This window comes from Microbacterium sp. NPDC078814 (assembly GCF_040702645.1).
Classification (GTDB): Bacteria; Actinomycetota; Actinomycetes; order Actinomycetales; family Microbacteriaceae; genus Microbacterium.
In genome coordinates this window covers 24539-37657 of sequence record NZ_JBFBLT010000014.1, presented here as the reverse complement: position 1 = coordinate 37657, position 13119 = coordinate 24539, and the positions used below count along the sequence as shown (strand labels likewise).

The following is a 13119-nucleotide window of genomic DNA, read 5'->3' as shown; positions in this document are numbered from 1 at the left end:
CCCTTGGACCCTGGCAACAGCGCCCCGTGTTCAAAACCAACGTGAAAACGTTCGTCTCGCTGCGACGGGCAAAGCCTCCGATCGCACTCTCAGAGCTCCACCAGCTCACGACAATCTTCCCTGTCCCCGGCGTCGAGCTCCCTCTTGACCCCTCCTACGAACCTGCACGGTCGGCAGAGGAAGTGGCCGACCCGACCATCCCCGCACCCGATCCGATTCACGTCGCCACCTTCAAGGTCCTGCAGAACTATGCGCGGGTCAACCTCGTGCGCCCCGTGGGCGCAGAGCACATGTACTGGGCCGCGATGGGGAACAAGTCGTGCGAGCTCACCGTCACCGGCGAGCACTATTGGAACCTCGTCAACGAGCGGCTGATCTAGTGAAGCAAGACCCGCACGACGCCCTCACCTCCGAAGAACTGCTCGAAGCGATCGCGGCAGTCGCTCACCAGCGGTGGGCTCACTGGCAGCGGTATCTCCATGAGCAGTGCCAGGTCGACGCCGACGGCAACCTCATCATCCCCGCCAACCTCGCCCAACGGTGGACTCGCCAAATGGACACGGCATACGCCGACCTCGACGAATCAGAAAAAGACAGCGACCGCGAACAGGCTCGGGAGTACCTCAAAGTCCTATCGGGCCACGTTCGCGGCTCAGAGTGATCCCAGCGGAGGATCACCCCACGAGGATGCGTCAGGGAGACGGAACCACGTGGGGGGATCGCGAGCAGCTCCGCCGCATCTGAGATAATTGGACTTGCCCGGCTCGCAGGATCGGTGCGCCGTCCTACACGGTTTCGCCGCTCCCGCGTTCAGGAACCTCCGTCTTTGAGGCGTGAGTCAGGAGCCGTCGAATCCTCGCGATTCGATGTCGAGTGCGGCGTCACCTATCAGGCGAGGACTCCATGCTCACCTTCATTCCTGGGACGACCGTCGTGCACTCGGCGCACGGACCGGCGACCGTCATCGGCCATGAGACCCGTCAGGTCAAAGGCGTAGCCATTGAGTACGTCAAGCTGTCCGTCCTCACGAACGCTCTCTCGGTGTCTGTGCCCATCGATCGCGCGAGTTAACTCGGAATCCGACCACTCCTTTCAGAACAGCAGATTCACGACCTCTTCGACGTCCTCCGGTCAGAGAGCGCGCCAGAAGATAAGCAGTGGTCGCGCCGATTCAAGGCCAACGCTGAGCGGCTTGCTTCCGGCGACACGTTCACCGTCGCCTCGGTGGCACGAGATATTTACCGGCGGCGTGAGTTCCGTGGAGTCTCAACCGGTGAGCGCGACCAGCTCGAAGCGGCGTTCAAACCGATTCGCACGGAGCTGCGTCTTGTGCTTGATGCCCCCACGGAAGAAATTGACCAGATGCTCGTTGCCGCAATCCTCGAACGCGGCCACGAGCCGCGTGAGGGGTCACGCTCACCGTTGGCGAGCTGACAAATCGCATCCCTGGCGTGCCTCCGATCACGTTCGCGCAGCATCCCACGAGCCGAACGGGGCTAGGTGGTGGCTCTGTCGATGAGTTCGAGGGCGACGTCTTTCACTGCGGATCGCTCGTCGCTCGACATCGCGGCGATGCCGAGTCCTTGGTCGAACCAGGCTCCGTCTGCGAGAAATCGAGCGGCGTGCAGTAGCGCACGCTGGGAGGGGGTGGCGGGAATCTCGTTCCCGAACCAGGGGTCGAGTCGTTCGGTCCACTGCTGGCAGAGCTGTGCCCGTAGTCGCACGTCGCCGATCAGTGCAAGATCGGCTCCGTCAAAATCCTGCGTCAACGACCGTGTGACGTACGCCCGGAACCGAGCCAGGGGATCAGATTCCTCGGCAGTGGTGACCGAGACGAGTTCTTGTTCCCACAGCATCCCCACCCGCTCGATGAGGCCTTCCATGAGCGCTTCTTTGCTCGGGAAGTGGTGCAGGACGCCGGGCTTGGTAAGGCCAGCGCGCTGGGCGAGGGATTCGATGGTGAGGGTTCCCCCGGTTCGCAGGACGTCAATGGCGTCGTCGAGCAAGTCGGTTTTCGTTCGGGCCATGCCTTCAGGTTAGGAGCCCCGTCGACGGTTCCGCTCCGAGGAGTAGCATGGCGATCACCTACCAAAAGGTAGGTGATTGTGTGGAAGCGCCGTGGCTGATCGTTGCGGGGCTGCGCCGTGTCCGGCGGAGGAGTTTGACGATGGAGTCTTTCGAAGCAGTAGTGATCGGGTCTGGTGTGAACGGACTCGTCGCGGCCGCGGAACTGGGTCTTGCCGGGTGGAAGGTTGCTCTGATCGAGCAGCACCCACAGTTGGGCGGGTTTGTCGCGTCGGGGGAGCTGACTCTGCCGGGGTATGTGCACGACACTTTCTCGTCGTGGCATCCGCAGTTCACCTCGGGAGGCGCGTACGCGGCGCTCGGGGAGAAGCTTCACGCCCACGGTTTGCAGTACGCCAACACCGACGGTGCGGTGACGGGGAGCACGGCAGTGACGGGATCGGCGGTGGTGTACCGGGACGCCGCCAAGACCGCCGAGGGTTTGGCGAGCACCCACGATCGCGATGCGTACATGGCGATGATGGATCAGATGGGTGCGCGAGCCGGCACGGTCTTTGGTGCGCTGGGATCTGAGATTCGCGCGACGAAGACGATGGCGAAGCTGGGGTTGGGGGCGCTGCGGTCGCAGAAGCTCGACGGGTTGGAAATGCTCGTCCGCGACGCGGTGATGAGCGGGCGTTCCTTCATGCGCGGGCGCTTTGATGGCCCGCAAGCCGACCAGATGTGGGCGCCCTGGCTTTTGCATGCGGGAATGTCGCCGGATCACGCCACGGGCGGGATGATGATCCCGGTACTCGCGATGACGCTGCACGGCTTCGGGGCCCCCGTCGTGGTGGGTGGCGCGGCCAACTTCATCAAGGCGTTCGAGGGTCTGTTCGCGGAGCTCGACGTGACGGTGATGACGAACCGTCGCGCAGAATCGATCGAGGTCACCGATGGCGTCGCCTCCGGTGTCGTCACCGATGCGGGTGTGGTGAAAGCCTCCCGGGCCGTGATTGCTAGTGTCACCCCGCAGGCGCTGTACGGCACCCTGTTGAAGTCTGCGCTGGTTCCCGAGCGCATCCGTACGGAGGCCGCCCGGTACCGCTACGGTCGCGCCGCGGTTCAGGTGCATGTCGCCCTCGATCGCCCGTTGGTGTGGGCCGACGACACCGTTCAGGACGTCCCGCTGGTGCACATCAGTGACGGGTCAGGCAGCACCGGGATCGCATGTGCGCAGGCCGATGCCGGCATGCTTCCGGCCGAGCCGACGATCGTTGTCGGACGGCAGGAGCTGCTCGACCCCGCGCGCGTCCCGGAAGGGGCCGGCTCACTGTGGTTGCAGTTGCAGGAGGCACCCTGGGCGCCGACCGCCGACGCGGCCGGCACGATCGCGGTGGATGGCACCTGGTCGGAGTCCACCAAGGCCGCCTACATCGATCGGGTGCTCAACCGGGTCGAGGCGCACGCGCCCGGAACGCTCTCGAGCATCCTGAAAGTGGAAGCCCTGAGCCCCGTCGACCTGGCCGCCGCGAACCCGAACGCGGTTCACGGCGACCCCTATAGCGGTTCCGCCGAGCTTGACCAGAACCTGCTGTGGCGGCCTCTCCCCCACGCGGGCGGGCACGCCACCCGCGTGAAAGGCGTCTGGCATATCGGCGCATCGACGCACCCCGGAGCGGGCCTCAACGGCGGATCAGGGCATCTCGTCGCGCAGGCTCTTACGTCCTCTCGCCGCAAGACCGGGGCGAAGAAGTGAGCACCAACCGGGCCTCCGCTCCGCACGTCGGCCTGTCTGTCCCCGACCTCGATCAGGCAATCTCCTGGTACACCGACGTGCTCGGGTTCCGACTGCTCGCCGGCCCCCTCGAAATCAGCGAAGACGGCACCGCTCTCGGTGACGTCGGGATGGAGATCTACGGTGCCGGGTACCAGCGATGGAGGTTCGCCCACCTGGCCACCGACGACAATTTCGGCCTAGAACTCTTCCAGTTCGACTCTCCGAAAACCGTCGCACGAGAGAACAACTTCGAGTACTGGTTCGGCGGGTTCAACCACCTCGGGCTCACCGTGCCCGACCTAGACCAAAAGCTCAGCGCGATTGTCGCAGCAGGCGGCAAAGCCCGCACACCCGTGTTCGTCGTCAACCCCGAGCAGAACCACCGCATCGTCTACGCCGAAGACCCGTGGGGCTCCGTGCTCGAACTCTGCTCGCACTCGTACGTGGCGATGTGGGGCAGCGCTCAGTCAGCGGCGCGTTCAGGGGCTGTGTAAGCCTCCGCGAAGTGGACCGTTGCCTGCCGCTCGCTGTCTGCAAGGAACGCGCGGAGCTGCGGGCCGGTGAGAGCGGCGGTCTGCGCGACGTGCTCGGTGATACGCCCCAGGGTTTCAGTGGCACGGGCTCGAATACCGGCGAGGTCGTGGCCGACGAGCTTCCCGTCCCGTTTGCGAACCTCGCCGTTGACCAGCACGAGGTCGACGTCGGCGGCCGTCGATTGCAGCACGGCGCCTCCGACCGGATCGTTCGTGGGCGACAGAGCTCGGCGGTCAGACACCACCACGAGGTCGGCTGCTTTCCCGATCGTCAAGGTGCCCACGGTGCGGTCGAGGCCGAGCGCGTCAGCGCCGTTACGAGTGCCCCACGCGAGGGCATCACGAGTGGTCAGCTCGATGCGGAACGGGATAGCCCCACGCCCGTGCGACTCCTCGTTGTCCAGTGCACGTTGCAGTTGCAGCCCCAGCCGCATCTGCGAAAGCAGGTCTGCAGACCCGGACCCGATGGTGTCCGTGCTGAGCGAGACCGGCACGCCCGTGGTCCATGCACGCGCGGAACGGCGGCATACCCATCCCCATCTGCATTTCGGTCTCCGGAGCGATGGAGGCCTTGCCTCCCGTGTCCGCGATGAGCTGCCACTCCTGGTCGTTCAGATTGGTCACGTGAATGTAGACGTGCCCCGGGAGCATCAGCCCCCGGTGAGCGCGTTCGCGCACGCCGTTGATGTAGTTCGAGTTCTTCAACCCTGCCGTGTGAGAGCAGCACAGCATGCCGAGTTCATCCGCGAGGTGGATGGACGCCTCTGTTTGCTCGAACGGAACGGTCCCGAGGTGCGCGAGCGACATCCCCACACGCACGAGGTCGCCGCCGGCATCTTTCAGCTCAGCGACGTCCGTCAGGCGAGCACGAGCAGCGACCGCCCCGGACCCAACACCCGGATAGTCCTCGTCACTCAATCCGTACGCGTAGACCGCGCGAATGCCCGAGTCGACCAAGCCCTGAATGTTGGCCTCTGCGTGGCCTCGCGTGGTCGTGACGTCGCCGCAGTCCAGCACCGTTGTGACTCCCGCATCGAGCGCTTCCAGCCCCCCGATCACAGAGGAAAGGTGCAGATCGTCCACGGTCAATGCTGGGACGAAACGAGTGAACACGTCACTCAGGTACTCCAGGAGGGACTTATCAGCGCCGAACCCACGATTAAGGCTGGCGCCGGTATGCCGGTGGGTGTCGATCATGCCGGGCATGATCAGGCCCCCGCGCGCGTCGATCACGTCGGCGTCAACACCGTCGAACTGATCCGCCGGCCCGACAGCCGCGATCTTCCCGTCCTCGACCAGGACAGCCCCTCGGGGCACCTCCGGCAGGGAATCGTCCATCGTGACGACATACCCATTGGTGACCAGTCGCTTCGAACTCACAGCATTCTCCCTCGGCATCGAACGTTGGTGGCTCAAACTCTAATGCACCTACCAACCATATGGTATGGTATACTAGGAAGGTGCCCACCAAACCCGAGCTGCTCGACTCTGCGATCAGCGTCCTCCAACGCGGCGAGAACCTCACCATCGACGCCGTTGCGCGCGAAGCCGGGCTCAGCAAGCCCGGGATCGTGCATCACTTCCCGACCAAGGAAGCACTGACGGTCGCAGTCGTGGATCGAATCATCGACAGATGGGAGTCCGGCCTGCGGGCGCGAGCCGCCGATGACGCCAGCTCGATCGACAAGCTGCGCGCCTACGTCGACTACGCCCTGACCGAAACGTTCGACCCGAGCGACCTCGCCCTTCTGGCCGACGTGAACCTCCGCGATCGACTATGCACCCTGTGGGCGCAGCGCCTGGACCCCTGGTTCGGGAATCACATCGACGCCGACCCCGCCAGTCGGGCATCACTACGCGCCGCCCGACTACTTGCCGACGGCGCATGGTTCAACGCCGCTCTCGGCATCCCCACCGTCCGTGACGACGAACGCAAAGTGCTGCGCGTCATCGCCATCCAACTCGTCAACCAAGGAGAACCCCAGTGAACAACAAAGCAAAGGGCTGGCTGTTTTTGGCCGGCGCGATCGCCGCGGAGGTGACAGGCTCCCTTTCGCTGAAAGGAGCCCTCGAACTCCCGGCCCTGTACGCCCTCGTGGTCGTCGGCTACCTCGGCGCGTTCGTCTTCCTCAGCCTCGTGCTCCGCACCGGCATGGCCCTCGGCGTCGCGTACGGCATCTGGGGGGCGTCCGGTGTCGCCCTGACCGCGCTCTTGTCCCTCGTGATCTTCGGTGAACCGCTCACCCTCCTGATGGGCATCGGAATCATCATCGTCATCGCCGGTGTGCTCTGCGTCGAACTCGGCGCGCAGGCCGGCCACAAGAAGAAGGCAGAGGTCGCGTGATGGTCTGGCTGTTCCTCATCGGCGCCATCGTGTTCGAAGTCGTCGGCACGCTCTCGCTGCGCATGGCCGTCGACAAGAAACGTTGGTACATCGGCGTTGCCGTCGGCTACGTCCTCGCGTTCACCTCTCTCTCCCTCGCCCTCGCCGGGGGCATGGCCCTTGGCGTCGCCTACGGCATCTGGGCCGCATCCGGCGTCGCACTCACCGCCATCCTCAGCAAATTCCTCTTCAAGGAACCTTTCACCTGGCTCATGGGGCTCGGCATCGTGTTCATCGTCGGCGGCGTTCTTCTCATCGAACTCGGCGCCGCGCACTGATTGCAGCACGAGCCGGCCCGATACCCATTCGAACAAGTGTTCGAATGCTTGTAGGGTCGGCTCGTGGTGCAGCACTGGTCCCCAATGTCTCAGTTGCAGCGCTCCCCCGAGCCCGGCGTCTGGTACGTGTTCGATCGCAGCAAACGGATCGCGATCTTGCGCGTGGTCGAGATTCGGGGCCGCCGGCTGTTGCGCTCAGTGACGTTCGACCCGGACCCCTTGCTGCGGCAGCTCATCGGCTACTTCCCCGAGGACGCGATGCGCCTCGCGGTCGAGTGCACCTGGTCGGAGTACGTCAAGCATGCCGGCCCGCCGTCGAGCAACCGCCGATGAGGTCTAGGACCGTTCGGCGTCGGCGGCCACGGTCAGGTGCGGGAGTAAGCGCAGCAGCACGAGGCGGGCGTGATACAGCTCGCCCAGCGTCAGGTCCGCCAGGTTCGAGTGGTCGAACTCGTCGAGGTGCGACACCGGGTCTGCGATGAACAGCAGCGAGGCACGAACGTTCTCGACGCGCTGCGCGTTCGTGAGGTTGTCCCAGTCCTCGCGCATCGCGTGAAGGTACTCGTTCACCGGCTGCGCAGGAGGTAGTGGGCCGCGTAGCAGCCGGTCACCTTTGCGCGCGACGGACGAGGGGCCGTGACTGGCGTAGGTGGCTGCATCCGAGTCGTCCACGGCCATCGCCTTCTACCGGGTGGCTCGGACTTCGCAGTCCGACTCGTCCGCACCGATGAACACGTCCTCGATCGACAGCTCCCAGTCCCGGTATCGACCTGACTCCCTCAGCTCGTCCTCAAGGTTCTCGAGAAACGTTGTCGTGGCCGACCCGACGTGTGGCAGGAACGGGCCGTAGTGACGCGTCAGCTCGACGCCTTCGGTGTCGACGGTGGACGCCTTAACGATCACGGCTGTTGCGGTGCGCGTTGCCATGTCACTCCCCCATCGGTCGGCCGACGGTGAGCACGCCCGGGCCGACGGGCTCGAACGGCTTCCCGTCGTTGTACTGGGCTTCCAGGCGCTCGACTTTCTCCATGATCGCTTCGTTGGCGAACTTCGACAGGTTGGTCATGCCGACGTGGCGCATGTAGGCGACGATCGCGCCGCGCATGCGGGCGGAGTCGTCGGGGTGCTGGTAGATCGTGATCTTGGGGGGCTTGCCGGGCTTCTCCCCCTTCTCAGCGGCGCTCAGCGGCTCTGTGGCGCTCTGTGCCGCCGGGGCGGGCGCAGTGGAGGCGGGAGGCGCTGCGGGAGCCTCCCGGGCGGCCTCCGGGGCCGTGGGGTGATCGAACGGGCTCGCGCTCGACAGGCTCGATTTGCGGGGGGCGGGACGGTTCATGAGGGATCTCCTTCGATAGCTGCCAGGTGCTCGGCGTAGATCGCTCCGAGCGCGGTTGCCTCGGCACTCCCCCACTCGTCGAGGCCCCGCGCGGCCTCGGTGGCGTCTGCGATCACAACGCGCTTAGGGATGGGTCGACCGATCAAGCGCAGCCCGCGGCCCTCGGCGGCCGCGCGGAGCTCGTCGAGCCAGGCGGCCCCGCCGACGGTGCGCTCCTCGTGCTGGTTGACGATGATTCCCGCGACGCTCAGTCCGGGGTTGTAGTACCGCTGGACGTTGCCGATCGTGTCGAGGAGCTGCCCGAGCCCATCAAGGCTCCATTTCTTCGTGTGGGTGACGATCACAGCTCCATCGGCTGCCGTGAGGGCGTTAATCGTGAGCTGGTCGAGGGATGGCGCGGAGTCGATCAGGATCAGGTCGTAGTCCTCGACCACCTGGGCCAGTGCCTCGCGCAGCCGAACCTCTCGGCCGGCGCCGGCGATCACGAGTTCATCCCGGACGTTCCCGAGCGTGGCCCCGGACGTCGGCACGACGTCGAGGCCGGGCCAGAGTCCAGGCACGATGACGTCGCGCATGGTGTCGTCGGCGCGGGTGCTCAGCACATCAGCCAGGCCCGCCTGCTCGGCGTCGACCTCCTCGGCGGTGATGTTGCTCGTGAGGTTGCCCTGCGGATCGTTGTCGACGGCCAGCACGCGGCGACCGGCGAGCACCGCGGCGCGGGCGAGCTGGAATGTCGTCGTGCTCTTGCCGACGCCGCCCTTCTGATTGCAGAGGGCGAGGATTCGAGCGGTCATAAGAAAATACCTCCGTTGACGGGAACAACTCTAATACGGCTATTGCCGGTGTTGACGGAATGGGAAAGGGGGGCGCAGCACGCCCCCCCTCGATCCGCGCTCAAAACGGGGTGTCGTCGCCCTGGTCCGATGCGGGCTTGCCGACGACGCGGACGCTCTGCCCGCGCAGGCTCACCGCGACCTCATCAGCTCGAACCTCGTGCTGCAAGCGGCTCCCCTGGTCGCCCTTGTACTCGGTGACGCGGTAGCGGCCCGAGAACGTCACGCGGACGTTGCCCGACTGCTCCGCGACCTCGACGAGGTTCACGGCCTGGTTGCCGCTCACGGCGACGTCGTAGGCGACGGTGGGGCCGTCGGTGTAGCTGCCGTCCTCCTGGCGGATGCGGTCACTGACGAGGACGCGGGCGTAGGTGTACGGGCCGTTGTCCCCCTCGCGGAGGGTTGGCGTCGCGGCCAGGTTGCCGGTGCGGGTGATGTAGCTCATGGGTTCTTCTCCATCGGTCGGTATTACAGGTGTTGCCGCTAATAGTGTTATTAGGCCGGATCGAATGTCTCGCGCTCAACCTCCAATCTGCGGCCGTCCATCTGTGACGGGTAGAGCACCAGCTCGATAAGGCTTGTGGGGTTCGGGTTCTGCAAGCGGACGCCCTGCACGGGCGAACCGGCGGTGATTGCCCCCAGCTCGGATGCGACGCGGCGGGGCGGGTTGTAGGGGCGGCCGTCCCAGCTCTTGAGCCGGTCACCGAATTGCAGATCGGCAAGCCGGGTCACGGTGATGGTCTGAGTGGTCACGCTGTCCTCCTCAGTAATAACTCTATTGTAGTTAACGACTCTATTCGCGTCAAGCCTTTTCGGCTTCTCCGCGCAGCAGCTCGGCCACCTTCTGGGCCAGCAGCCAACGGCGATCCGCGGCCGCGCGATCCTCGGGGGTGTAGTCGCCATAGCTCGCCTGGTGCTCGAAGTCCTCACGGCCTCGGCGGGCCATGTCCAGCAGCTCATCGATCCCCGCGCACAGCTCGGCGTCGACCGGGACGACGCGCCCGCCGCCGTCGACGACCAGGCTCAGGGGCTCGGCCATCCCCGCGACGTGCATCGCGTATCCGTCGCCCTCGCGCTCGACATAGGCGGTCAGGACGGTTGCGGACTCCTCGTTGTCGAAGTCCACCCGGCCGTAGCTGTCGGGGTCGTCCCCGAGCGGCCAGAGCTGCGGCTCTAGGCGGGTGCCTCGGTCATACGGGGTCAGGTTGCGAGCGTTCATGGTTCCTCCTTGGGTAGGTATTACCAGTATAAGAGGTAATAGAGTTATTTACTACTGTTCAGGCGTTGAAGTGGGCAGCGACGCGCTCGATGTGGTCAGGGCGGAATCCCGCCCAGTGATCGTCATCGTCGACGACGACGACGGGGGCTTGCAGATAGCCGAGGTCTTGCACGTACTCCAACGCATCGGGGTTCTCGCTGAGGTCGACCACGCGGTAGGGGATGCCCTTGCTGTCCAGCGCTCGGTACGTCGCGTTGCACTGCACGCACGACGGCTTGCTGTAGACCACCAGCTCGTCCCGGATCATGTCGCTCATTGTCTCTCTCCTCCCCCTCGTTTTTTTGCCGTGAAGGCGAATTCATTCGCCGCTAGGGAGGGCGGCAGGAGTGCCAGTGACCGTGGAATACCGGACTGAGCGCAGCGAGGGAGGATATGCCGCGAAAGCACTGGCGCGCAGGTTGGCCGACCGTATGCTGCCGAAGGCTTCACGGCAAAAGAACGGGCCAACAGGCCCCTGCAGTCGGCCGGCTCCGTCCGGCCGTCCGTTAGCCGGCGGCGGCTCCGTCCGCCGCCGGCCGCGCCCTGGACGTGAGGGGCGCAGCTCGGCGGGCCGGTATTGGAGTTATTGCCGGTGTTCGGGGTAGAGCTGGGTGATTCGCGCGGCGACGTTGCACACGTCGTCGGGGGTTACCTCGTCGAGGAGGATCGTTCGCGTTCCGCCGTCGAGGTCGATCCACCAGACCGGGCGCACGGTGTCGGCGTCGATCCCGGCGCGGTGTGCGGCGAGGTCTGATGACGAGTCGACGGGGCCGAAGTAGAGCTGAGGGGCCCAGCTATCCGCGCCCATGTCGGTGTAGAGCGTCGTGGGGAAGGGGAGGAGCTGCGCGAGGTCGTCGAGGAGGGCGGCGACGTCGGTTTCTGTGAGGGTGTGCACGGGGGTCTCCTGTCTGGTCGGGGTGGTCAGTCGGCGGCGAGGTCGTAGCCGCCGAAGGGGGAGCGGGATTCGACGTGTCGGCCGCCGTGCGGGCCTCGGGTGGTGCGGACGGGGGAGCCGGGGCGCTGCCACTCGGCGGGGTAGTTGGCCGCGCACCACTTGGCGGCGGCGGCTCGTGCCTTCTTCTCGTCGGTGGCCGCTGCGGCGGGGCGGGGCATGATCGGCAGTGATCGCCAGCCGGGCAGGGCGTGGTCGTGCCATGCCTCTACTGCGTCGTTCTCGCGCTCGGTGATGATGTGCCAGGCGCAGCCGGGGCACACGGCCTGATAGCGGCCGCCGCTGGGGAGCGGGTCGGCGGCGTGGTCGTGGTCGGCCTCTTTGCACCAGGCGTCGGCGTAGAACATGTGCAGCTCGTGACCGTCGTCGGTCGCTGCGCGCTCGCCCTGGTTGTAGCTGTTGCGGTGCCACATGTGGGAGCGGGGGATGCATCCGAAGCCGCCGAACTCGGCGCGGTAGCGGTCGAATGCCGCATCCAGCTCGGCGGGGCTGTAATAGCTGGTCGTGTAGGCCAGGGGCGCGCCGTTCCATGCGGTGGCAACGACGGCCTCGCGCTCGAACTCGGCCAGGTCGAACAGGGTTTCCGCGGTCATCGTTCCTCCTCGTGACGGCCTTGACGGCAATAGAGTTATTGCCGCTTAGGCGGCGACGGCCTCGGGCTGCTCGGTGAGCGCGTCGGCCAGTGCGTGAGCTGCGCGCAGCACGTTCGCTGCGGTGGCCTTGATCGTCTCGGCGTCGCAGTTGCTCCACCCGGCGACGTATCCGACGCTGTAGGCGCTGGTGTCGAGTCCGAGAATCCCGGCGACGACGTAGGCGACGCTCTCGGCCTCGGTTTCCTTGGTGCCGCGGTGCTCGACGTACTCGGCGTGATCTTCGTCGGCGTGCAGGATGACGTGGGCGGCCTCGTGAAGTCCGGTCTTTGCGGCCTGGGCGGGGGAGAGGTCGGAATCGAGCACGACGCGACGGCTCTCGGGGTCGGTGTAGCCGTGTGCGCCGCCGGGGATGCTCTCGCGCTCGACGGTCCAGCCCTTGCCGGTGAGGTAGTCGGCCACGGCGTCGAAGATGCCTGCGGGGTCGTCTCCGGTCAGCGGTCGCGCGATGTCGGTCGGGTCGCCCGCCTCGGGGTCGATGAGGTCGGTCTGTCCCATGTCGAACACGGACACCGGGAAGAACAGGGTTCGGCGCTGCTCCTCGTCCTCGCCGGTCTTGGGGTTCTCGACCGTCTCGCGCACGTCGCGGCCGCCGAAGATGCGGATTCCGCGCTCACCTTTGCGCACCTGGCGGTTGAGCTTCTGCCAAGTCCGGTAACCGGCGACGTGGGACGCCTCGGGGCACTGGCCAAAGATCAACAACAGGTTGTTGATGCTGTAGCGGTGGAATGCCTTCGTGAAGTCCAGGAACCGCGCCCACGCCTCCGACTCGCGCAGCGCCTCGACCTGCTCCGCGATCGTCGCTTGTAGCTCCTCGGCCTCGGCGCGACGCTGCTCGGGGGTCTTGGTGGTCTTGACGTTGCGTGCCATGTTCGGAACCTTCCGTGCCGGTAATAGGGTTATTTCCCTGCTCATCCCCTCCACGTTTTTTTGCCGTGAAGGCGGTTTACCGCCGCTAGGGAGGATGCCCGGAGCTCAACCCGTAGGGCGGTGGGGGAGAGAGCTTCGGCGCGAAATAAGGGAGCGCAGCGACCGCGTGCCGAAAGTCTCGGAGGAGCCGGCGGCGCAGCCGCTTGGGTGGAGGGTTGACGACCGTATGCTGCCGAAGGCTTCAC

General features: G+C 65.8%; 22 protein-coding genes and 2 pseudogenes. 10 read left to right on the top strand and 14 right to left on the bottom strand.

Translation table 11 applies throughout. From position 1 onward, the window contains the following. The 4 genes and pseudogenes from AB0300_RS17915 to AB0300_RS17900 form a co-directional block, all read left to right on the top strand. Positions 1-380: pseudogene (locus tag AB0300_RS17915) on the top strand (caspase family protein); the annotation flags it as partial. Then, positions 380-661 carry a hypothetical protein gene (locus AB0300_RS17910; RefSeq protein ID WP_366216602.1) on the top strand — a complete coding sequence of 94 codons (282 nt, stop codon included), beginning with the start codon at positions 380-382 and terminating at the stop codon, positions 659-661. The pseudogene AB0300_RS17915 and the gene AB0300_RS17910, both read left to right, overlap by 1 nt. A 242-nt stretch (positions 662-903) precedes the next feature. Then, on the top strand, positions 904-1071 hold the full coding sequence (locus AB0300_RS17905; RefSeq protein WP_366216601.1) for a CarD family transcriptional regulator: 168 nt from the start codon (positions 904-906) through the stop codon (positions 1069-1071). Positions 1072-1077: 6 nt separating this feature from the next. Beyond that, complete coding sequence (locus AB0300_RS17900) at positions 1078-1434, top strand: hypothetical protein (RefSeq protein ID WP_366216604.1); 357 nt, start codon at positions 1078-1080, stop codon at positions 1432-1434. A 62-nt stretch (positions 1435-1496) separates the two neighbouring features. Here the strand turns inward: AB0300_RS17900 and AB0300_RS17895 are convergent, their stop codons facing one another. After that, positions 1497-2027, bottom strand: a complete 531-nt coding sequence (locus AB0300_RS17895) for a TetR/AcrR family transcriptional regulator (protein ID WP_366216600.1) — start codon at positions 2025-2027, stop codon at positions 1497-1499. A 47-nt stretch (positions 2028-2074) separates the two neighbouring features. Here AB0300_RS17895 and AB0300_RS17890 point away from each other — a divergent pair, with 47 nt between their 5' ends. Next, positions 2075-3763 carry an NAD(P)/FAD-dependent oxidoreductase gene (locus tag AB0300_RS17890; RefSeq protein WP_366216599.1) on the top strand — a complete coding sequence of 563 codons (1689 nt, stop codon included), beginning with the start codon at positions 2075-2077 and terminating at the stop codon, positions 3761-3763. Continuing rightward, a complete protein-coding gene (locus AB0300_RS17885; protein ID WP_366216598.1) occupies positions 3760-4278 on the top strand; it encodes a VOC family protein in 519 nt (172 codons plus the stop codon). Before AB0300_RS17890 ends, AB0300_RS17885 begins: the two co-directional genes overlap by 4 nt. Here AB0300_RS17885 and AB0300_RS17880 read toward each other — a convergent pair. Further along, positions 4248-4811 (bottom strand): amidohydrolase family protein, encoded by a 564-nt coding sequence (locus AB0300_RS17880; protein WP_366216597.1) that lies wholly within the window; start codon positions 4809-4811, stop codon positions 4248-4250. The two genes, AB0300_RS17885 and AB0300_RS17880, sit on opposite strands and share 31 nt — an antisense overlap. 175 nt (positions 4812-4986) lie before the next feature. Beyond that, positions 4987-5514, bottom strand: a pseudogene (locus tag AB0300_RS17875) (amidohydrolase family protein); the annotation flags it as partial. A 263-nt stretch (positions 5515-5777) separates the two neighbouring features. Here AB0300_RS17875 and AB0300_RS17870 point away from each other — a divergent pair. The 4 genes from AB0300_RS17870 (at position 5778) to AB0300_RS17855 (ending at position 7311) form a co-directional block, all read left to right on the top strand. After that, positions 5778-6305: a TetR/AcrR family transcriptional regulator gene (locus tag AB0300_RS17870; RefSeq protein WP_366216596.1), complete on the top strand. Its 528-nt coding sequence runs from the start codon at positions 5778-5780 to the stop codon at positions 6303-6305. Further along, positions 6302-6661, top strand: coding sequence for an SMR family transporter (locus AB0300_RS17865; protein ID WP_366216595.1), 360 nt, complete (start codon positions 6302-6304; stop codon positions 6659-6661). The genes AB0300_RS17870 and AB0300_RS17865 overlap by 4 nt, the downstream gene beginning before the upstream one ends. Beyond that, complete coding sequence (locus AB0300_RS17860; RefSeq protein ID WP_366216603.1) at positions 6661-6978, top strand: SMR family transporter; 318 nt, start codon at positions 6661-6663, stop codon at positions 6976-6978. The genes AB0300_RS17865 and AB0300_RS17860 overlap by 1 nt, the downstream gene beginning before the upstream one ends. A 63-nt stretch (positions 6979-7041) precedes the next feature. Beyond that, positions 7042-7311, top strand: a complete 270-nt coding sequence (locus AB0300_RS17855; RefSeq protein ID WP_366216594.1) for a hypothetical protein — start codon at positions 7042-7044, stop codon at positions 7309-7311. 3 nt (positions 7312-7314) lie between these two features. Here the strand turns inward: AB0300_RS17855 and AB0300_RS17850 are convergent, their stop codons facing one another. From AB0300_RS17850 to AB0300_RS17800, 11 genes are all read right to left on the bottom strand, one after another. Then, a complete protein-coding gene (locus AB0300_RS17850) occupies positions 7315-7650 on the bottom strand; it encodes a hypothetical protein (protein WP_366216593.1) in 336 nt (111 codons plus the stop codon). 12 nt (positions 7651-7662) lie between these two features. Beyond that, a complete protein-coding gene (locus AB0300_RS17845) occupies positions 7663-7905 on the bottom strand; it encodes a hypothetical protein (RefSeq protein ID WP_366216592.1) in 243 nt (80 codons plus the stop codon). 1 nt (position 7906) lies between these two features. Then, positions 7907-8311 carry a hypothetical protein gene (locus AB0300_RS17840; protein WP_366216591.1) on the bottom strand — a complete coding sequence of 135 codons (405 nt, stop codon included), beginning with the start codon at positions 8309-8311 and terminating at the stop codon, positions 7907-7909. Then, entirely contained in the window at positions 8308-9105 is a 798-nt protein-coding gene (locus AB0300_RS17835; protein WP_259982456.1) for a ParA family protein, read from the bottom strand. Before AB0300_RS17835 ends, AB0300_RS17840 begins: the two co-directional genes overlap by 4 nt. Positions 9106-9205: 100 nt before the next feature. After that, complete coding sequence (locus AB0300_RS17830; protein ID WP_366216590.1) at positions 9206-9589, bottom strand: single-stranded DNA-binding protein; 384 nt, start codon at positions 9587-9589, stop codon at positions 9206-9208. Positions 9590-9639: 50 nt separating this feature from the next. Then, positions 9640-9897 (bottom strand): hypothetical protein, encoded by a 258-nt coding sequence (locus AB0300_RS17825; protein WP_366216589.1) that lies wholly within the window; start codon positions 9895-9897, stop codon positions 9640-9642. A gap of 49 nt (positions 9898-9946) precedes the next feature. Continuing rightward, complete coding sequence (locus AB0300_RS17820) at positions 9947-10363, bottom strand: hypothetical protein (protein WP_259982462.1); 417 nt, start codon at positions 10361-10363, stop codon at positions 9947-9949. A gap of 58 nt (positions 10364-10421) precedes the next feature. After that, positions 10422-10679, bottom strand: coding sequence for a glutaredoxin-like protein NrdH (gene nrdH, locus AB0300_RS17815; RefSeq protein ID WP_276550840.1), 258 nt, complete (start codon positions 10677-10679; stop codon positions 10422-10424). A gap of 306 nt (positions 10680-10985) precedes the next feature. Then, positions 10986-11297: a hypothetical protein gene (locus AB0300_RS17810; protein WP_366216588.1), complete on the bottom strand. Its 312-nt coding sequence runs from the start codon at positions 11295-11297 to the stop codon at positions 10986-10988. A 26-nt stretch (positions 11298-11323) separates the two neighbouring features. Continuing rightward, complete coding sequence (locus AB0300_RS17805; protein WP_366216587.1) at positions 11324-11947, bottom strand: DUF6349 family protein; 624 nt, start codon at positions 11945-11947, stop codon at positions 11324-11326. A gap of 45 nt (positions 11948-11992) precedes the next feature. Continuing rightward, positions 11993-12874 carry an ArdC-like ssDNA-binding domain-containing protein gene (locus AB0300_RS17800; protein WP_366216586.1) on the bottom strand — a complete coding sequence of 294 codons (882 nt, stop codon included), beginning with the start codon at positions 12872-12874 and terminating at the stop codon, positions 11993-11995. Positions 12875-13119: the final 245 nt, after the last annotated feature.